This window comes from Legionella birminghamensis (assembly GCF_900452515.1).
In the GTDB taxonomy this organism is placed as follows: Bacteria; Pseudomonadota; Gammaproteobacteria; order Legionellales; family Legionellaceae; genus Legionella_C; species Legionella_C birminghamensis.
This window is the reverse complement of record NZ_UGNW01000001.1, coordinates 959141-978922: the sequence shown is the minus strand read 5'-3', so window position 1 is coordinate 978922 and position 19782 is coordinate 959141. Positions and strand designations below refer to the sequence as shown.

Sequence of the window (19782 nt, the reverse complement as noted above, 5' to 3'; positions counted from 1 at the left end):
TATTATGGTCAGGTGCGGATTGGCCATTAATATAAATAAAGGTAAGCAAACAGCGAAAATGAAGATTTCTCTGCGGTAATTATAGTGATATCTACACAAATGCAATCGAATCCCCGCGGCAGCGACCGCGGGGTATACATGTCTGGCAGTCGAAAATGCTTTTAGATGAATCCGATGTTGCCGAATAGCAATTAAAAGCAGTTAGAAACAAGTCTTTCAAACATTATCCTTCAATTAGCAAAAAACCGATATTCTAAATAGGCTTCGTGTGGGCCCCGCGGTCGATGCCGCGGGGATTCGGAGCGGAAAAACATTTTGTAGATAGCTATGGCCGTAATTATGGAGTCTTAATGCCTGAGCTAATTTTCAAGAGAGCTTACCACCTTGTCTGAAAGATACTCACTCTCGTTAAAACGGAACACTACCTTAAGCTTTTATTAATATTAACACCCTATAATATTACTTAATCCATCCATGTACACTATGGTAATTTTATGACCCCATTATTTCCGGAAGATGGCGAACACCTGACTATGAAGCAGGGAGATACCGGGGACTGCTATTTAATCGCTTCTATCGACTGTATATATAATTCCAGTAAAGAAGGCAGGGAACGGTTTAAATCGATGTTTCACATGCTGGAAAATGGCGATGTCGAAGTATGGATAAAGCGTACAGCGCAGAGCGCCAATCTCAAGCCAGAGATGATTAGTGTAAATTATGAGCATCGCATCGAACAGGTCACACGAGATGAAGCCTATGATGTCATTACTGTTGGCAAAGACTATCTTGCTACAATTGATCAGTCAACCGAGGGGGTTGAAAGCAATTCGCTGGCGGTCAAAATAATAGAACGGCTGAGCTCCTATTATTATGCGAATAATTGGAAATACAAGCCCAATGTAGAAACCAGCATAAGCGCGCATAACACCTCAGGGCGCCACACGACCACCTCAACCCATTTTGTTGCGGCACTTCTTGATTTACATGCCCACGATATTGAACAAATTGGCAATGACAAAATTATTGCTCTAAAAGCCCGCTGGCCGGAGGCCCCAGTTTATATTAGTCTCGATTATGGGCAATTGAATGCGCAGGGCCATTACCATGGCCGTCACGGGTTGAGGCTGGATCGCATCATCCCTAATGACAGCATTCCTGGCAAATTTGATTATATATTAGTTAATCCCTGGAATAATCTTGGCACCGAGACTGTCAATGATATCGAAAGACGTAACACCCGGTTTTGTCTGTTCAGCAAAGATGAGGCCAGTAATAAATTAACTTGGTTAATAGTCAATAATTCAACTGTAGAAGATGGTCAGTATATCTTCGCCAATGAGCAATTAAAACAGGTATTATCCACACTTCAACAGCAAAAAATCGAAATTAATGGAACACTTCTGGAAAACATAGTCAGATTGCATAAAACAGCTCCTGGCCTTTTTGCAATATTCCCGCAACTTCTGGCAAATCCTCCCCAGCGTAATGCTATTTTAATGTGTCTTAAAAGCCCTTCCGCTACTGTATTTGACGATCGATATCAGAAAATGAAACAAAACTATCCGGTGATCAGGGAAAAGGCGAATGTGGCACCTGCTGCAGAGCCAGCACGAGGAGCCAATAATCCTATTCCCCGAAAGCCCGGCTTCGAAGAGGCGCTGGAATTGGCCATTCGTGAGAAAGCGAAGCAACCTGGATTTGCCGACACTGCCAGGGAAACGGTAGAGCAAGGCCTGATTACTTATTATTTTCAGGGTAGATTTATAAACCTGACCGCAGCCGGCGGACTTCGTTCCAAATTTACTCAGGGGGAATTCACTGAAAAAACCATTGCAGCGAGCCGGGTAAACAATAAGTTACTGCCAGGAGGGCTGTTTTTGACCATGAGCGGTAATGTTTCAGGGTTAACTTCCCACGGCAAAACCATGCTTCAGGGCGATTACCCTGTGAGCCGGGAGCTTTATCAGCAGACAATATCCGAATATCAAAATAGTAATACCGATGAATTGCTTGTAGGTTTATATAACTTAAGTTTAATAAATCCCTCAACCGCCGAGAAATTTCTAAAATACGCTAAAGAAGATTTACTTGCAGGCAGGGACTTAAGCGAAGTTATTGCCCGCCAAAAAACTGGCCCTGCCAAAGATTGGCTAGGCAGGCAACTACTTCACAACACACCTCAGCCGGATCCCGGGATTCGCCGTATTGCAGATTTCAAGGCAAGGCTTGATTCATTCCCAGTCGAATATGATGCCTTTGAGGAGCAAAAATACAATGATCGCCTGGCTGCACTGGAGCGGTTTGCTGCAGATTTTAAACGGAACTATGCGCATGAATTAAGTTCCTCCTCTTTGGCCCAGATTGATGAACTTGTGGGAGAAAAAAAGCAAGCCCTGAAAAAATCAGTTCAAACCTATTTGCTTGCAGAAGCAGTATTAAAAACGGCCGCGGAAAAAATTAATTACATAAATACCAAATTTATTACCCATAAGGTATTACGCACGATTCGTCCAGATAAAGAACTTCGAAAAGCAAATGCAAGCAAAATCCTGAACGACCCGACTGTTATTCAGGCCGAGCGATTTCTCGGTTACGAGCCTGGGGAATCTCCCATTATAAAAGGGGCGAAACAGGCGTTTTTTGAAAAAATCGATGCGGAAAGCTCCAAACAAGTGCAGTACTTAAAAAGGCGTGCCCAAAATCTGGTCGCACCTAAGATCGCTGCCATTCATGCATTTCATTACAACTTTGCCGGTTGCACTGATCTCGTACAGGTTCAGAAGCGAGAAAAAGCCATTCAGGGGCAAATAGATATTTTGGTGGAACATGATGCGGCATCCAGAGAAGCAGCAAATATTGAGGGCGCTTTGGGATTCTCACGTCCTCTAAGCAAAGCATACCACGAAAAACTCAAGGAAATCCGAGCCAGTGCCCGGGCGGCTGAAAATAATATAAAAAACGAGAGCTCCAGGGTTATAGATAGAATTATAACCAGACTGCGCAATTTTCCAATCAATTTTACAGGCTGTAAATCTGAAAAAGAAATCGAAGCCAGAAGGGAAGAACTCGAAAAGCAATTGCAAACAATTATTCAAACACCAGCCTATCGAAATGCTGTTGCCAATGGCGCATCCAATGTCCAACAGGTAAATAATATTCTGTCCAATCAGCAAAGGGCTATTGAGCAGAAGTCAGTCGCTGCCATTGTCAGTATTAGAAAGGCAGCTGCGCCGCAGATTCTTGCCAGCATTGACCTGAAAAAATACATGGATAACCTTGAAGATAAAGTTAAGCGGATGGAAAAGGATGCACTCACCAAGCCTGATTATAAAATTCCGTCTAAAAAAGCAAGGCAAATGTACAATAGCCTGGAGCACAATCGGAGAAAATTTTTAGAGGGTGAATTATCTGTGCAAGGGTTTAAACTTGCTTGCAAAACAGCCGTTGATATTGCAATGCCTGATTTAAAGATTCACCGGGGCTGTAAGGAAGCGGTGTATAAGGTTTTAAATCGAGTGATTTCCATTGTAACATTTGGTATATCCGCTGCCATTACCTATGGGTTAACAGGCCGGTATAATATGTTTACACCAAAAACAGAATCCGAGGGCAAAGCCCTGGATGTGGACAAAGCGATTCAGAATATAAAACCACGATAAGCGGTGTCGGCATGTATTACTTTTTAAATTCGAACAATAATTGTAATATAAGCTGCTAGGCTATATAGATTGGTTCAAGATAATTTGAACACTAATTTGGATGAAGCATGTACAAGTGGTTACTCCTGATCGTTCTCGCCATTTTCTCCGGTTTTGGTTTTGCAGCCCCTCTACCCGCAGAAGAAGTGTTTACAGTGAAGGTCAAGCCGATGGACCCCAACACTTTCTCAGTCATTTGGCAAATCAAACCCGGTTACTTCCTTTATCGCGATCGCATAAGCCTGGAGGAGCCCAGTGATTCTGTCCTGCAGTTTGGTTCTATTATTTTCCCGCAGGCCATTGAGAAGAAAGACCGTCAAGGCCATGTCTACCCGGTTTACCGAAATGACCTGTCGCTTTTAATTCCTGTTCTGGGGGAACACTCTGGAGAATCCCTGGTGACCCTGCATTATCAGGGCTGCTCGGATGATGGGTTTTGTTATCCACCAGAAAGCAAACAGCTTAAGCTGGCAGTTAATGATCAGCTAGCGCTTATTTCAGCGTCTGTCGTTACCGAAGTCAATACGCCTCCTGTCGAGCAAGCCAGTGCTCAGGAAGGCAATGCCATAGCGGATATTTATGAAAATTCGCACTGGTTTATGGTCATCCTGAGCTTCTTCGGCTTTGGGCTTTTGCTTGCCTTTACACCCTGCGTTTTACCGATGGTTCCTGTTTTGTCGGGGATTATTGTTGGACATGGCCATGAAATTTCCACCCGGAAAGCCTTTTTTCTCTCCCTCAGTTATGTACTAAGTATGTCACTGACTTATGCAGTGGCCGGTGCAATTGTCGCCACGCTGGGAAGTAATCTGCAAATTATCATGCAAGCTCCCTGGGTGATTGGTTTATTCAGCCTGGTATTTGTGCTGCTTGCGCTTTCAATGTTTGGCTTTTTTGAGTTAAAACTGCCCGTCACCTGGCAGGCAAGATTGGCAAAAGCGAGCCGCAGCCAGCATGGAGGCCATTACCTGGGCGCAGCAATTATGGGTTGTTTGTCAACCCTCATCCTATCTCCCTGTGTCACTGCTCCCCTGATTGGTGCCCTGGGCTATATTGCACACTCAGGAAACGTCCTGTTTGGCAGTCTGACACTGTTCTTTCTCGGATTGGGAATGGGCACTCCCCTGCTTTTGATTGGTACCTCTGCCGGCAAATGGCTGCCCAAAGCAGGAACCTGGATGAATTCAGTAAAGAATTTTTTTGGGGTTTTATTGCTGGCCGTTGCTATCTATTTAATGGGCCGTCTGCTTCCCGCTCCAATTACCATGATTTTATGGGCAGCCCTTCTGGTTTTTTCAGGCATTTTTGCCGGTGCGCTAAGGCCTGCATCAAGTAACTATGAGAAAATGCATCAAAGCACTGGGATTTTGCTGTTGGTTTATGGGCTGTTGATTCTGGCTGGCGCCAGCATGGGCAGCAAAGATCCTTTATTGCCCCTTGCTGGCATCTTCAGCAAAGCCACTGCTGCCAGCATGGAGCAGGAAGAGCTGATCATCAAAACACCGGCGCAATTGCGTGAAGCCTTTCAAACTGCTGAAGGCCGGCCCGTCATGCTTGACTTCTATGCGGACTGGTGTGCCTCTTGCAAAGTCATTGCCTCTTCTACATTAAACAACTCAGAAATTAAAAAGACCCTGGGAAATTTCCTGGTATTAAAGATTGATGTCACTGCCAATGATGCCGCAGCGCAGGCCATTATGGCGCAATTTCGGGTTGTAGCCCCACCCACCTTTCTTTTCTTTAATTCAGCCGGAAAGGAGTTAAGCGGATTACGGTTAGTTGGCGATGTCTCGACCCAGGAATTTTTGGATCGTTTGCAAAAGGTTGAGACTTTAGCAAGAAATTAAATTTATTATTGTAGGGTGCATAAAAGCCTGAGAGATCCTCATCAAGTTTGAACGGCCCAAAGCTTCAGCTTTTATCTCAACCGTTCGGCCTGAGGAGCCGCTTTAGCGGCGTCTCGAAGGCTTCGAGACGGCGCTTTGCCTCCCCAGGCCAAACGGGTCTAATAGAAGAGCAAACAGTATCTAAAGACATTTTAATTAAAACCTGGCTTAATTACCTCACCTTGCTCATTGATAACACTCATCTCTCTTAAAGTCTGGAAGGTACGATTTTTAAAGCCAAAGAATGTTGTCTTTTTAGCGTGGCTAAGAATGGTTTGCATATTATCGTAAGCAGGGAGATTTGTCCGGCTGAAAAAACTCCCGAACCAGCCGCCATGGAAAGATGCTTTATGCTTTTGACGAAACTCGGCTAACATTTGATATTTCTGAGCAGCCTTGTCGTATTCTTCTGAGTTAAAGTGATTTCTGTCTATTGTTGGCACATTTAAATTGCCAGAATTGGCAATACAGAACTTCATCAGCAAATCCACTTTATCCGCCCTGTCTTTCAAACCCGGGAAAACCGCTTCTCCCGGACCACTGTCCGTTAATCGCGTTTGTCTTTTAAATAGTTCCCCATTGAATGCATGCGGGAGGTTGCGCAGGGCTTCCTCGCCGATAGCGGTCATATATTCAAGCTCATTGACCCTCCCATGCAGCATCCCCCAACTTAGGTCTCTTCTCATGTTGGCAACGGTTTCTGCAGGATAAAGCCGGATAGGGTATTGACACTCCTGATCATCCTGGTTTAAAGCATAAATAATCCCTCCCATAAACAGAGCAATCATTTTATGCTGAGTATTCTCTTCGTCCAGGAAAGCGAGGCGCTCCAGTTCATATATCATGAGTTGCAAAAACCATCTCGAATTCACACTTTGAGTTCGTGAAACGTCATTCTCCATTGAATGAATTAATTCATTCAGTAAACTGCGAACGTCTATTTTCACAACGGCAACCTCTTCAATTTAGACTATGCACATTCTAACACAATAAGAACAAACTTTGAACAAATATTTGCTAATTAATCTGCTTCCCCGCCTTCAAATTAGACAGCATTTACTTCAAAATGTTATAATTCAGCATTTTGCAACCGCCTTGCATTATGCGGGGATGGTTTGATTAATCGTATTAACTGGAGACTTATCAATGAATCATCGCGTGGGCTTTGTCAGTCTGGGTTGTCCCAAGGCATTGGTTGATTCAGAGAGAATTATTACCCAATTGCGCGCCCAGGGCTATGAGCTTGTTTCCAGTTATCAGGATGCTGGCGTGGTTGTCGTGAATACCTGCGGTTTTATAGATTCCGCCGTGACTGAGTCCCTGGATACGATTAGGGAAGCAATGGCTGAAAATGGCCGGGTAATTGTCACTGGCTGCCTGGGCGCTAAAGCCGATATCATTCGCGAAGCCTGTCCCGATGTGCTGCATATCAGCGGTGCGCATGCTTATGAAGAAGTACTGCGCGCAGTCCACCGCCATCTTCCGCCGCCGGCGGATCCTTTCACGCAATTAGTGCCTCCCCAGGGGATTAAATTAACGCCCAGACACTATGCTTATTTGAAAATATCTGAAGGCTGCAATCAGAAATGCACTTTCTGCATCATCCCGACTATGCGCGGAAAACTCCAGAGCTACCCTCTGACACAAGTTCTTAGCGAAGCGCGGAAATTAAAGGAGGCCGGTGTTCAGGAGCTTCTGGTTATTTCCCAGGATACCAGCGCCTATGGCATTGATACGCGCTATCAATCAGTTGAATGGCAGGGGCGCAGCATCAATACCCGTTTTCTTGATCTTTGCCGTGAATTGGGCGAGCTGGACATGTGGGTACGGCTTCATTATGTGTATCCTTACCCTCATGTGGATGAAATCATCCCCTTAATGCGAGACGGCCTGATTCTCCCTTACCTGGATATCCCCCTGCAGCATGCCAGCTCTCGCGTACTGAAAGCGATGAAACGCCCGGCCAGCAGCGAAAATACCTTGCTGCGTATTGCCTCCTGGCGGGAAGTTTGTCCTGAAATTACCATTCGCTCTACTTTTATCGTTGGCTTTCCTGGCGAAACAGAAGCGGAATTTGAAGAGTTGCTCGATTTTCTTGAAGAAGCCCAATTAGATAGAGTAGGCTGTTTTCAGTACTCTCCTGTAGAGGGAGCCAAGGCTAATGAGCTGGCTGATCCGGTACCCGATGAAGTGAAGGAAGAGCGTTATCATCGATTTATGCAATTACAGGCAGAAATCAGCCGCAATAAGCTGGCTGCCAAGATAGGCAGTGTACAAACAGTCCTGGTTGATTCAGTCAATGAAGAGCAAATCATTGCCCGCAGTAAAAGCGATGCGCCAGAAATCGATGGCCTGGTTTATTTACCACCCGATAGCAAGGTTCAAACCGGCCAGATGCTTGATGTGAGCATTGTTGATAGCGATGATTATGATTTGTATGGGGAGTATCTTTAGGGGGCACACCCTAAACCCCTAGGTATCGCGACTTGTTCGCGATATCCAGACTAGTACCTGCTGAGCCATCCACCATTGCTGGAAACTGCGGACAAGCCGCAGTAAGTAGCCGCCTTGAAACGGTCATAACAGGAGGCACTTTAGCGGCTTTCTCCTTAGCCCGCTTAAAATTTTAATCCCTTCTCTGTACCTGATCCCCATTCCATGCGTATACTCATAGGATATTAATAAATAACAGGTTTGCTTTTAATGAAGTGGACTTTTTGTAACTCCCAATCGCGTTTACTGCGACCGCTTCTTCTGATATCGCCGCTGATATTGCTGACGGCCTGCGGGGATAAACCAGCTCAGCAGGGCTGGGGGGAGCCCGAAGTAGGCGTTGTCCAATTAGCGTTTCAGCCCTTTCCCATTACGGTTGAATTACCAGGCCGTGTACGCTCTTACCGTATTGCTGAAGTTCGCCCTCAGGTCAATGGAATTATTCTAAAAAGGCTATTCGTTGAAGGGACTGACGTTAAGGAGGGGCAATCACTGTATCAAATTGACCCTGCCCCTTACCAGGCTGCTTTGGATACGGCCAAAGGTGATCTGAGCAAGGCAGAAGCCAATCTCGAAATCGCGAATCTTACCGTCAATCGCTACAAGCCTTTGCTGGGCAACAAATTCGTCAGCAAGCAAGACTATGATACCGCCGTTGCCAATGCCAAACAGGGAGAAGCCAGTGTTGAATCGGCCAAGGCAGCGCTTGAAACCGCAAAAATTAACCTGCAGTACACTAAAGTGCTTGCCCCCATTAGTGGCCGTATTGGACGCTCGAGTGTTACCGAGGGCGCATTAGTCACAGCCAGTCAGCAAAATGCCCTGGCCATCATTCACCAGCTGGATCCCGTTTATGTAGACATCACTCAATCAAGTAATGAATTTTTCAGACTGCAGAATGAATTAAGTAAAGGGGAAAAACAAGGAAAATCACAGAATATATCGGTCAATTTATTCCTTGATGACGGCAGTACTTATAATCAGACCGGCAAACTGGAGTTTTCAGAAGTGCAGGTCGATGAAACTACCGGCTCCATCACCCTGAGAGCCATTTTTTCAAATCCCAAGAACAAACTTTTGCCTGGTATGTTTGTCCGCGCCCAGTTGAATATGGGTATTAACCCTAAAGCGCTGCTCGTGCCGCAACAGGGGATTACCCGCAATAACACGGGTAATGCGACTGCCCTGATTGTTAATAATGAAAATAAGGTGGAGGAACGCAAGGTGACGGTCACTGAAGCGGTTAATGACAAGTGGCTGGTTACAGAGGGATTAACTGCCGGGGACAAAGTTATTGTTAGCGGTCAACTCAAAATAAAACCTGGTTCAAAGGTCAAAATTCTAAACAATCAGGCAGAAAAAGACAATAAAAATACCAAAGTGGATAGCTGAATATGTCTGATTTTTTTATAAATCGTCCTATCTTTGCCTGGGTTATCGCCATCATGCTGATGGTGGCCGGCCTCATTGCAATAATCCAGCTGCCTATTTCGCAATATCCGACGGTAGCCCCTCCTGCTATTTCAGTACAAACCGTCTATCCCGGTGCAGATGCCCAAACGATGCAGGATACTGTAACCCAAATTATTGAGCAGAACATGACAGGCCTGGATAATTTGCTCTATATGACCTCCCAGAGCGATTCTTCAGGCAGCATGACCATCACCCTGACCTTTGATCCAAAGGCTGATCCGGATATCGCCCAGGTGCAGGTGCAAAATAAGCTCCAGCTCGCCACACCCTTACTTCCCATTGAAGTGCAGCAGCAAGGAATAGTGGTGCAAAAAGCCAGCAGCAGCTATCTTTTGGTCGTGGGGGTATATTCTGATAATGACAATTTGGATCAATATGATTTAGGGGATTATCTCGCCTCCTATCTGCAGGATCCCATTGGCCGTATCAATGGCGTAGGGAATGTGGAATTATTCGGTGCGCAATACGCAATGCGGGTCTGGATGGATCCGAACAAACTTAATAATTATCAGTTAACTCCTACCGATGTTATTTTAGCCATTCGCGCCCAAAATAATCAGATTGCGGCCGGTCAATTGGGCGGTCTCCCCGCCCTGCCTAATCAACAGCTTAATGCGTCCATTATTGCCCAAACCCGATTAAAATCCCCTGAAGAGTTTCAGAAAATTCTTCTGAAAGTGAATCCTGATGGTTCCCAGGTACGCTTGAAAGATGTGGCAAAGGTTGAGTTGGGCGGTGAAAATTATGACATGATTGCGCGTTATAACGGCCGTCCTGCCGCAGGCTTGGGCGTGAGGCTTTCTACCGGCGCTAATGCGCTCGATACTGCCAACGCTATTAAAAATGAATTAAAACGGATGACCCCTTATTTCCCCGCCGGATTAAAAGTGGTTTATCCCTATGACACGACCCCTTTTGTAAAGATTTCAATTCATAAAGTCGTTGAAACCCTTTTCGAAGCGTTCGTACTGGTATTTTTGGTAATGTATCTGTTTCTACAAAACCTGAGAGCCACTCTGATCCCTACCATTGCTATCCCGGTAGTGATATTAGGTACATTTGCCATTCTCTCCCTTTTCGGTATGTCGATTAATACGCTTACCATGTTCGGCATGATATTAGCGATTGGTCTTTTGGTTGATGATGCCATTGTGGTAGTCGAAAACGTTGAACGGGTGATGGCCGAAGAAAACCTGCCGCCTAAAGAAGCGACTCGCCGCTCCATGAAGCAGATCCAGGGCGCTTTGATTGGAATTGCAATGGTACTCTCAGCAGTTTTCATCCCCATGGCTTTCTTTGGCGGATCAACAGGCGCGATCTACCGTCAATTTTCGATTACAATTGTTTCTGCCATGGGACTTTCAATTTTAATCGCACTTATTTTAACACCCGCCCTTTGCGCAAGCCTTTTGAAGCCTTACTCGGAAGAACACCATGACAGGCGGCTTTTCAGCTGGTTTAACCGCTTTCTGCACTCAGCAACAAATGGCTATCACAATTCAGTCGCCAGAATTTTAAAGCATACTGGCCGCTATCTTTTAATATATCTGATAATTATTATTTCCATGGTGTATCTATTCTTTCGTTTGCCCAGCTCCTTTTTACCAGAAGAAGATCAGGGAATGCTGCTGACCATGATCCAGTTACCTGCGGGAGCGACCCAGGAGCGCACGCAAAAAGTCGCTGACGATATTTATCAGTATTTTGCAAGCAAGGAAAAGAACAATGTTATCTCCGTCTTCTCAGTAGTGGGATTTGGATTTAATGGCAAGGGACAAAATAACGGGATTGCCTTCCTCACCTTAAAAGACTGGGCAGAACGCAAAGGAAAAGAAAACTCTGTCCAGGAGATTATTAATCGGGCAGGACAGAAGTTCGCAGAAATAATTAATGACGGTATGGTTTTCCCATTTAATTTGCCAGCGATTATCGAGCTGGGCACCGCAACAGGATTTGACTTTGAATTAATTGACCGCGGTGGCCTGGGGCATGACAAATTGACCGAAGCCCGGAACAAGTTAATGGAGTTAGTGGGCGAGCATCCGAATGTTCTGGTGAGAGTACGGCCGAACGGATTGGAAGATACCCCGCAATATAAACTGATTATTGACCAGGAAAAGGCAGAAACCCTGGGTGTATCTATTGAAAACATTAATAATACTATTGCTGCCGCCCTGGGCAGCGTGTATGTCAATAACTTTATTGATAGAGGACGCGTCAAGAAAGTATACGTTCAGGGAGCAGCCCCTTTCCGTATGCTCCCCCAGGATATCAATGAATGGTATGTTCGCGCCGCCAATGGGCAAATGGTTCCATTTTCGGCTTTTGCCAGTTCAAAATGGGTGAAAGGCTCTCCCCGTCTTGAACGTTATAATGGGTTACCCTCCATGGAAATTTTAGGGGAAGCTGCAGAGGGTAAGAGTACCGGTACTGCGATGGCGTTAATGGAAAAATTAACTTCACAATTACCGGCCGGCATTGGTTTTGACTGGACAGGCATGTCTTATCAGGAAAGACTCTCTGGCAATCAGGCACCAGCTCTTTATGCCATTTCGCTTTTGGTTATATTTCTATCGCTGGCAGCGCTTTATGAAAGCTGGTCGGTTCCTTTTTCTGTAATGCTTGTCGTTCCATTGGGGATCATTGGTGCATTGATCGCTGCCAAACTGTTTAATATGTATAACGACATTTACTTTAAGGTAGGCTTGCTAACCACCATGGGCCTTTCCGCCAAAAACGCCATTCTTATCGTTGAATTCGCAAAGGATCTGATTGAAAAAGAGCATAAGCCCCTGATTGAGGCCACATTGGAAGCCACCAGAATGCGTTTACGCCCCATTCTTATGACTTCACTGGCCTTCATTTTCGGCGTATTGCCGCTGGCTCTGGGAACAGGCGCGGGATCTGGGGCGCAAAATGCGGTAGGGATTGGCGTTGTCGGCGGCATGTTCACCGCCACCTTTCTGGCCATCTTTTTTGTGCCAATATTCTTTGTGATTATCAGACGACATTTTGGAAAGAAGGTGATCGAGGAGAGTAATTAATTGGCTCAGTTAAGCCTAGCCTACACACCACGCATTATGCCTGCAATCCGTTCGGCCAGAGGAGCCGCTTTGCTCCCCCTCAGGCCGAATGGTGCTAATGCAAAAATCGCGGTATCTCGGCGATGAGCTCAAGCCTATATTTTAGCCCTATCCAGAATTCGACCCAATTCACCTAAATCAAACTCAGAATCATTATTTTTCTTTGAGTTAGCAAGGGTGTAATGTTTTGAAAAAAACCATGAACGATTAAATTCACTCTTAACGAGGTCTTTATTCGCCTGTTTATATTTCCCAACATTAATAGAGGTCTCTTTTTTAATTTGTTCAGCCAAAGCTTGTTTTTTTGCAGCTAACCCAAATTGGCCAAAAGAAAAAATCAGCTTTCCATATGCGATTACTTTATTAGAAAACGAAGTGTATTGGTCTAAATCTTTCAGCAGTTTTTGCGCTACATTGTGTCTGCGTGCAGCAGATTGTCGCTCAACTTCTGCTTGCCGGAACCCTACTTCCACCCCCAGCTCCACTGCCTTTTGTATGTTTAAGCCCGTTTTTGCTGAAGTTTCAATATAGGACACATTGTATTGCTGTTCTCGCAGATTATTAACTATCTGTTGGAATAGAGTATGATCACAGGGGCGCTCATCTGCTTTAGTGACAAGTAAAACAATTGGCTTTTTAGGGTGAGTGTGTGAAACCCGATCAATATGAAATTCAACTCGCTTAACCCAATTGGCATTTGATAAATCGACAGTGATGAAGAAAGTATCTGCCTTTTCAGCCCTGCTAATTTGCTGATTTTCATGTTTGGGTTCAAAAAAAACTATAATCTCTTCATTCCCATAGGAATAAGTCTTAGCTTTGCCTCCCGGAAATAAGTGGCCATAAGGATTAAACAAATCAAGGGCAGCTCTGTCTACGAAGCTTCTTTTACCTGAACCTTCATCACCTACCACTATAAAAGACAAGTGTTTCATAATAAATTTGTCAACAATAAAATTCGCAAAAATATCATTAATTGGTCGATAAGTAAACAAAATTATGTTTATTAAAGCTTGTAGAGCCATTGGCTCAGCCCTGTGTAACACTGGATCGTTGTCAATCTACACCAAAATAGTTATACTAATAATAACCACTTTGTAAATTATTTAGCGCTGTATGCCTAATTATTATCAAATCCTGAATGTTTTACCCTCATCTTCCGATCGTGACATCAGGATTGCATACAGAAAGCTGGCATTGAAACATCACCCGGATAAAAATCAATCCGCCAATCCTGAAGCCTTTCATGCGATTCAGAATGCTTATGAAATTTTATCGAATGAAGCTCGCCGCAAAGAATTTGATAGCTTATTGTCAGCAAGCCAGAATAATGATTTAAACGCTTTTTTTGATCGCTTTTTTGGCATTCATCGGGACACTTTCGATACCTGCCGATCGTATCTTTTGTGCATTCCAAGCTGGAAAAACAAAATATTGGAAAACCTGATTCCCCTTCAGAGAGAAGCCCATGAGTTGAGAAATTTGTTTGAATACTCATTTTCGGACTTTTCAGAGCAGGTAACCCGACCCAGTTTAATAAAGGAAAAAATCACTATTTATCTTGCCTGGATAGCAAGCAAGGATGATGCCGAAGCATTGGCTAATAAATCTTTTCGCTCAATTTTTGGAAAAAATTATCCCTTCAGCAAAAGCTACTCTGGTGACTCATTTATTATGACTGCAGCCGCTTTAGGTGCCAAACGAGTCATTAAAACCGCTTTTGAATTGGGTTTATTTAATATTATTGACCTTCGTAAGGGGCTCTCGGTAGCAATTGCCAATCATGACCATGATATGACTTTTTTCCTGCTTAGTTGCGCTGAAAGCCGAGCTATCAATGTTAGCCACCTCAATGATGCAGCCTTCTATAAAGAAAAATACGACCCTTTTTTCTGGGCAATACGCACTGATAATGTGATCGCAGTTAAATTGTTATTACACTTAAATATTGACCAGCAGAATTATCAACTGGAATCGATAGAGAATGAAACTTATCTGCATCTTGCTGCAAGGGTTGGCAATATCGATGTGGTTAGAGTACTGGTCAGCGAAATAAATATAGGGCATAAAGATGTTTGTGGAGACACCGCTTTGGATCATGCCCTTGACCATAAAAACACAGCGATAGCCCAATTCCTGAGTAATTACATGAGCTGCATCCGAAGTAGAAAAAACAAAGATCCCGCTTTTTTCAGCAATGAAAATAGTAACGCAATAGAGGGCGATATTGATATCGAATTGCTGCAAAGCCAGCTATATGATTGCATGGAACCCTTTGTTTATTACATCAATGAATCACCAAAGTTACTAGAATCTGTAATAAAAATAGCAGACAAGCCAACCAGGGCTGATCTAGAAGAAATAATTCACCAAACAATTACTGATCCTTGCTTAACATCAAAAGAACTATCGAATTTATGTAATGCATTAATAAAGATTAGCGATATAGCTTTTATGGACGAGCAGCCATTCAGAAAATTCCAAGGCTTATATGCATATGACGATTTGAAGCAATTGGTTTATGATTTTTCCATTGTTAAACTGGCTGAAAAGGCCAGTGCTTTGAGCAGCAAACGTTATGACATCGCCTTGCTCAGGGTAATGGTAAGTTTTTATATCAATAAAATTGCAAAGTATTATATGCATGCAGAAACCTTGCTGAACTGTGCGACTAAAATGGGCTTGAAGACCGAGACTGACTTTGAAGAGATCGTCAAAAATTTTTCGGAAATCAATGAGAATGATGCTCTGACTTTAATTGACGATCTGGTTGAAATTAATCGTTTAGCCCACACTGATCATAAAACATTACGGTTAACAAATTCTACACTTTATCTACCTGAGGAAATTGCTGAAATGGTATGCGGCATTTCATTAAAAGCAGCGAAAGAAAAACATCTGGCAAAAATAAATAAAAATGCGAAATCCATGAGTCTCTCCTCCATTGAATTGCCGCATAATTCTTTCCAAGTGACCTTTAACCCTTAATGATGTATTATTCATTATCATTTTGTATTTAAAAAATTATGCTAGAAATCTACCTGCAACGCCTCAGTCTTATGCTCGAGCGCATTAATTATTTAAAGCTGGATGAACCCTCGCTGACAAAGAGGATGCATATCCTCCAAAACCAACTTGCCAGCCCTGAATTTAGTGCAGAGGTTTGGGAATCCGGTTTTCAAGAGATTGAGCAGTTGATTAATAATTTACGCCTGGCTCAGGAAGCCTGTGAGTATGTCGATCGCCGAATGAAGGCTGCCAATATGCCCCTGTCTCTTGACGGTATGCGCATTCTTGAACACTGTCGTACAAACATTAATGATATACACCTCAGGCAAATATTTAACCGCTTTAAAACAAGACGCGAAGAAATAGGATATCCTGAATTCGAACAAACTGCATTTCGCAAAGGCACGGGCTACAGTATCATCATGCACATAAGCGAAGCCAGGTCTATGGCAATTGCTCTGAACAGGCAAACTGCGCCTTTGTCTTCCTCTATAGTCTGGCACGGGAAGCGCTCAGCAATCATACCGCTTCGCCCGTGCATAGCATTTATCGTGTCGATATTGATAACAAGCCCGGCGGACATACACTCCTTCTGATGAATCTTGAGCATACCAGCCCTTTTCCCAAAACCGCGGAAGCCCTGATAGCCTATTGTAAAAAGCTCCCTTTCACTGTAGTGGTTATTGATCCCTGGAATAAACAACGACCTTATTATCTGGCAGTTGATATGGAACGATATATGCCTGACTGTGGGCGAACGGGTATAGTGAATATTGAGTTCGGTTTAAAATTTACAGCTGAAGAAGCAGAAATGAAACCCCGCCTGTAGGAGCAGGGCTTTGAAAGAAGAGATAATTGCAAATGTCAGAATTTTGATTCTAAATACTATTATTTGAATCCTTTTTTCCCAAAAAACAACTTAAGGTTTAGTTAATATTTATCCAATATAATAAGCGGTTTTGCACTTAGCTTTAATCTAATTGTCCTACGATTAGCTTTTAGTAATAATAACGAGTTAATGATGCTTTTTGATGATTTAAAAGAATTAATTACGCGCTATGAAAACCCTGAGCCTGAACAGTTAAATTTAGCGGAAAGGGATATTGAGCGCTTGACCAGTGATTTTGAGTATGAACCATTAGCCCGGCAAATTGAAGAGCAAAAATTAACAATGCAGGCTAAAATGCATTTTTATACCTGGCAAACTAGTCTAAATCGTCAAATCGTATCCGGTAGCTTCCTGTGTAAACATTTCAGTACTAAAACCCGATCAAAAATATTTGAAATGGCGAACCAATCTTCCGCCAGGAAATATGATAACCTGGTTCACTTCATCGAAGCACTATATGCTCTGAGAGGCTCTCTCGAAGATAAGCAAGAAGCCCAGGCGGTTCTACAATGCATAGTGCTGCTCACAGCGTACAAAACGCTTGCGGAAGCATCCGGAACACCCAAAAAAGAAGTCAAGCGGCCGCAACCAGCGGCGGATTGTGTCAGCAGTAGCGCTCCAAAAACTGCAAACCCTGCAAATAATCCAGTTTCATCTTATGCTGAACTCTTAAAGCTTTTAAGCACCGATCCAGAGTTCGCTGTGCCAGAAGTTATCCGGGTAAACCAGGGAATTAATAGCCGTAAAGAGGCATTACAGCGGCTCGACAATGGTGAAGCGGTTAACTCTGTTGCCGCCCTCATTTCTCAACTAAAGCATATGTGCTCAATGCTTGTCCTGGACTTCAGCTTATATAGCTATCTTGCTGGCACTATCAAGCTATCCAAAACGCATATGGACAATCTAAATGATTTAATTCATTACCTGGAGCATTACACTGCAACCTCACTAAAAGACTTTCTGGAAAGCTATCTGTACATTGCCCCGGGCAAAAAAACAGATGTTAGCGCTTTGACTTGCCTGTTGAAAAATCCCCTGATCATTCCACTCTTTGAGATGAAACCAGAGCTAGTGAAGGCTATCTCCGACCGGGCGATGAACAATTTAATCAGGGAAAACAAGGTTAGAGGCGAATTCCCGGTGTTTATCCTGTTCCTTATTTTTGATGAACATTTCAATTATTTCCAGAAGCAGCCTCGATTGGTATCACTAATTTCTAAACACTATTTTTTGCAAAAATTTTCAAAACTTGACAATTTATCCCCTGCTGAATATTTAATGAACAGGCCTGATAGACGAAGCTTTTTTACTTTAAATCCAGGCTTAATCAACTGGCTGCCGAGCAAGCTAAAAATAACATTTGAGGAACATTTCAGCCCTCGAGTAAGCCCAGTTGGAATAGCCCTACGGGCTCAAGTTCCAGCAATCAAATCCGCTCCGCCAGCCATTAAAATAAGTACAGATATTCCAGAAACCAGGAAGGCAGCCGAAGCGCCGCTTCCAGATAAAATTGAAGAAATCAGCCAAAAAATGGCAGAAACCAAACTGACTGAGCCAACACCGCCGAAACCTGGAAAAGACAAGTCTTCCCAACCTGCCAGCCAGGAGCAGCAAATTTCAAGCTGGAAAAAAGCAATTGCCCAGCTTTTTGGCGAAGCTCAAAACCTGGTTATCAGTGAGGTACAGCGGGAAAGCGATTATTTCAGATTAAAGATACAACCCCCGGAAATTAATAGCTACTGGCATGTAAAAACGAGCAAATCTGTTGATCGAATTAGCCGCTTTTATGCAAGCAAAGCCTGGTTTGAGTCATCAATTGTGCGCAATATAAGCCAGCTATTCACTACTGGCCAGGTAGAAGTCATCGAGCAGCAGGTTCTATGCAAGATAGCATGGACCAGGACAATCAAGTCTGAGCAATTAAACAAACTCGCAAAGAAAATAATGAATGCTCTTAAAACCAGCTCTGCAGAATATCATAATGCCCTGCGAAAACCGGTAATTGTCTCAAAGCAAGAAGAAATAATGGAGGAACACCCTGCCCCGGCAGCTCCTGAGAACTTGCCAAAGAAGCAGGCGTTTGAAAAAATTCCACCGGCTCCCAAAGACCCGAAGCCAGATCAGGAACCAGTAGTTGAGACAGTAGTGGCGGATACCCGCCCCATTGACTTTTCAGGGCTGAAGTTTGATCCCAGAGACGTCACGCTGGTGTACAGGGATGGATTAAGAGCACGATATAAATGCTCTTATTTGAATGCTGAACATCATTCTCTCCTACGAAACAATGAATTCTGGCATTTTAAACTAATTCAGCATTTCGGCGCGTCAGTGATGCAGGCAAGTTCTGCCTCATTTCTGCCATTTACCGCTCAATTCCCAGTTATTGCTGCGCAGGAATACCAAAATCTTCCTGACGATGTAATTGATATGTTTATTTATGCAAAGGAGCAGATGCTTGTCAGTTCAATCTATGAACGCCTATTCCCGGTATTGTGGTATAAGGAAAAGTCAGGACGTTCACTGCTGCATTGCATTCGAGAAACCAACAGCCAGCAGGTTATTGATAGTATTTTCTCTTTTGGGATTCAATTTTTTCAGCAGCAGGCAATTCAGGTGGACCCTGCATTAATACAATCCCCCCTTCACTGGGCAATCTGCTGTAATCAAGGAAAGGAGGTTATCAGCGAACTGTTGCAAAATGAACCTCCCCATATCCCATTCGCGGTGGGAAATTATCACTATGCTGCCATACATCGGGCTGTCTATGAATCAGCTTATGAAGCGGTTGAGGGTATTTTAGAAGAAAGTCTGATGCAGCTTTCCAGTGTTGATTCTTTAAACCGCACTGCTTTCGATATTGCTTACAGCAAACAGGATAAGTTTATGCTGGATTTGTTGGGACAGTATCAAAGCAAAGCGATGCGGACCCAAAACTCACGTTTTTTTGTCCCTCAGGAGCCAGGAATTAAGCAGCAAGCTATGCATTCAATTCAAGAGGGGACGCCTTCCCTGGAAATAATGCCTCTTTGAAAAATACTCCCTGCGCAGGAAGTCACTGTTTGAGAACACTTTCGAATTCCCGCGGCGAAGGCCGCGGGACCCACACAAAGCCAATTTAAAGTTAAGAACACTTGTTTATGACTACCTGTTAAATCCTATTTTTTAGCAACATTGAAACTTGTCTGAGGACCATGCTGACTCCAACAGGCATGGCCCCCGCGGTCGGTGCCGCGAGGATTCGGACGGGG

11 protein-coding genes are annotated in these 19782 nt (G+C 43.8%); 9 read left to right on the top strand and 2 right to left on the bottom strand.

All coding sequences use genetic code 11. The features are described 5' to 3' along the window. Positions 1 to 494 precede the first annotated feature (494 nt). Positions 495 to 3662, top strand: a complete 3168-nt coding sequence (locus tag DYH42_RS04145; RefSeq protein WP_058524800.1) for a hypothetical protein — start codon at positions 495 to 497, stop codon at positions 3660 to 3662. A gap of 107 nt (positions 3663 to 3769) precedes the next feature. Then, on the top strand, positions 3770 to 5548 hold the full coding sequence (gene dsbD / locus DYH42_RS04140) for a protein-disulfide reductase DsbD (RefSeq protein ID WP_058524801.1): 1779 nt from the start codon (positions 3770 to 3772) through the stop codon (positions 5546 to 5548). A 191-nt stretch (positions 5549 to 5739) separates the two neighbouring features. Here dsbD and DYH42_RS04135 read toward each other — a convergent pair whose 3' ends face one another. Then, positions 5740 to 6534 (bottom strand): hypothetical protein, encoded by a 795-nt coding sequence (locus DYH42_RS04135; protein WP_131793014.1) that lies wholly within the window; start codon positions 6532 to 6534, stop codon positions 5740 to 5742. Positions 6535 to 6733: 199 nt separating this feature from the next. Between DYH42_RS04135 and rimO the strand changes: the two genes are divergently transcribed. The 3 genes from rimO to DYH42_RS04120 all read left to right on the top strand — a co-directional run bounded on the left by rimO (position 6734) and on the right by DYH42_RS04120 (position 12597). Further along, positions 6734 to 8041: a 30S ribosomal protein S12 methylthiotransferase RimO gene (gene rimO, locus DYH42_RS04130; protein WP_058524803.1), complete on the top strand. Its 1308-nt coding sequence runs from the start codon at positions 6734 to 6736 to the stop codon at positions 8039 to 8041. A 249-nt stretch (positions 8042 to 8290) separates the two neighbouring features. Then, positions 8291 to 9472 (top strand): efflux RND transporter periplasmic adaptor subunit, encoded by a 1182-nt coding sequence (locus DYH42_RS04125; protein WP_058524804.1) that lies wholly within the window; start codon positions 8291 to 8293, stop codon positions 9470 to 9472. 2 nt (positions 9473 to 9474) lie between these two features. Continuing rightward, a complete protein-coding gene (locus tag DYH42_RS04120; protein WP_058524805.1) occupies positions 9475 to 12597 on the top strand; it encodes an efflux RND transporter permease subunit in 3123 nt (1040 codons plus the stop codon). 134 nt (positions 12598 to 12731) lie between these two features. Here the strand turns inward: DYH42_RS04120 and DYH42_RS04115 are convergent, their stop codons facing one another. Further along, positions 12732 to 13661, bottom strand: coding sequence for a GTPase domain-containing protein (locus DYH42_RS04115; protein ID WP_058524806.1), 930 nt, complete (start codon positions 13659 to 13661; stop codon positions 12732 to 12734). Between the two features lie 91 nt (positions 13662 to 13752). On the opposite strand from DYH42_RS04115, the gene DYH42_RS04110 reads away from it, so the two are divergent. From DYH42_RS04110 to DYH42_RS04095, 4 genes are all read left to right on the top strand, one after another. Then, a complete protein-coding gene (locus DYH42_RS04110) occupies positions 13753 to 15624 on the top strand; it encodes a DnaJ domain-containing protein (RefSeq protein ID WP_058524807.1) in 1872 nt (623 codons plus the stop codon). Positions 15625 to 15662: 38 nt separating this feature from the next. Further along, positions 15663 to 16241 carry a hypothetical protein gene (locus DYH42_RS04105; protein WP_058524808.1) on the top strand — a complete coding sequence of 193 codons (579 nt, stop codon included), beginning with the start codon at positions 15663 to 15665 and terminating at the stop codon, positions 16239 to 16241. Continuing rightward, positions 16241 to 16474: a hypothetical protein gene (locus tag DYH42_RS04100; RefSeq protein ID WP_058524809.1), complete on the top strand. Its 234-nt coding sequence runs from the start codon at positions 16241 to 16243 to the stop codon at positions 16472 to 16474. Before DYH42_RS04105 ends, DYH42_RS04100 begins: the two co-directional genes overlap by 1 nt. 189 nt (positions 16475 to 16663) lie before the next feature. After that, the gene (locus tag DYH42_RS04095; protein ID WP_131793015.1) at positions 16664 to 19564 is read left to right on the top strand and encodes an ankyrin repeat domain-containing protein; all 2901 of its coding nucleotides are present in this window, start codon (positions 16664 to 16666) and stop codon (positions 19562 to 19564) included. Positions 19565 to 19782 lie beyond the last annotated feature (218 nt).

What these genes read in the sequence shown, in the direction of transcription:
- DYH42_RS04145 (WP_058524800.1), top strand. Translation starts at nt 495, where the DNA reads ATGACCCCATTATTTCCGGAAGATGGCGAACACCTGACTATGAAGCAG.
- dsbD (WP_058524801.1), top strand. Translation starts at nt 3,770, where the DNA reads ATGTACAAGTGGTTACTCCTGATCGTTCTCGCCATTTTCTCCGGTTTT.
- rimO (WP_058524803.1), top strand. Translation starts at nt 6,734, where the DNA reads ATGAATCATCGCGTGGGCTTTGTCAGTCTGGGTTGTCCCAAGGCATTG.
- DYH42_RS04125 (WP_058524804.1), top strand. Translation starts at nt 8,291, where the DNA reads ATGAAGTGGACTTTTTGTAACTCCCAATCGCGTTTACTGCGACCGCTT.
- DYH42_RS04120 (WP_058524805.1), top strand. Translation starts at nt 9,475, where the DNA reads ATGTCTGATTTTTTTATAAATCGTCCTATCTTTGCCTGGGTTATCGCC.
- DYH42_RS04115 (WP_058524806.1), bottom strand. Translation starts at nt 13,661, where the DNA reads ATGGCTCTACAAGCTTTAATAAACATAATTTTGTTTACTTATCGACCA.
- DYH42_RS04110 (WP_058524807.1), top strand. Translation starts at nt 13,753, where the DNA reads ATGCCTAATTATTATCAAATCCTGAATGTTTTACCCTCATCTTCCGAT.
- DYH42_RS04105 (WP_058524808.1), top strand. Translation starts at nt 15,663, where the DNA reads ATGCTAGAAATCTACCTGCAACGCCTCAGTCTTATGCTCGAGCGCATT.
- DYH42_RS04100 (WP_058524809.1), top strand. Translation starts at nt 16,241, where the DNA reads ATGAATCTTGAGCATACCAGCCCTTTTCCCAAAACCGCGGAAGCCCTG.
- DYH42_RS04095 (WP_131793015.1), top strand. Translation starts at nt 16,664, where the DNA reads ATGATGCTTTTTGATGATTTAAAAGAATTAATTACGCGCTATGAAAAC.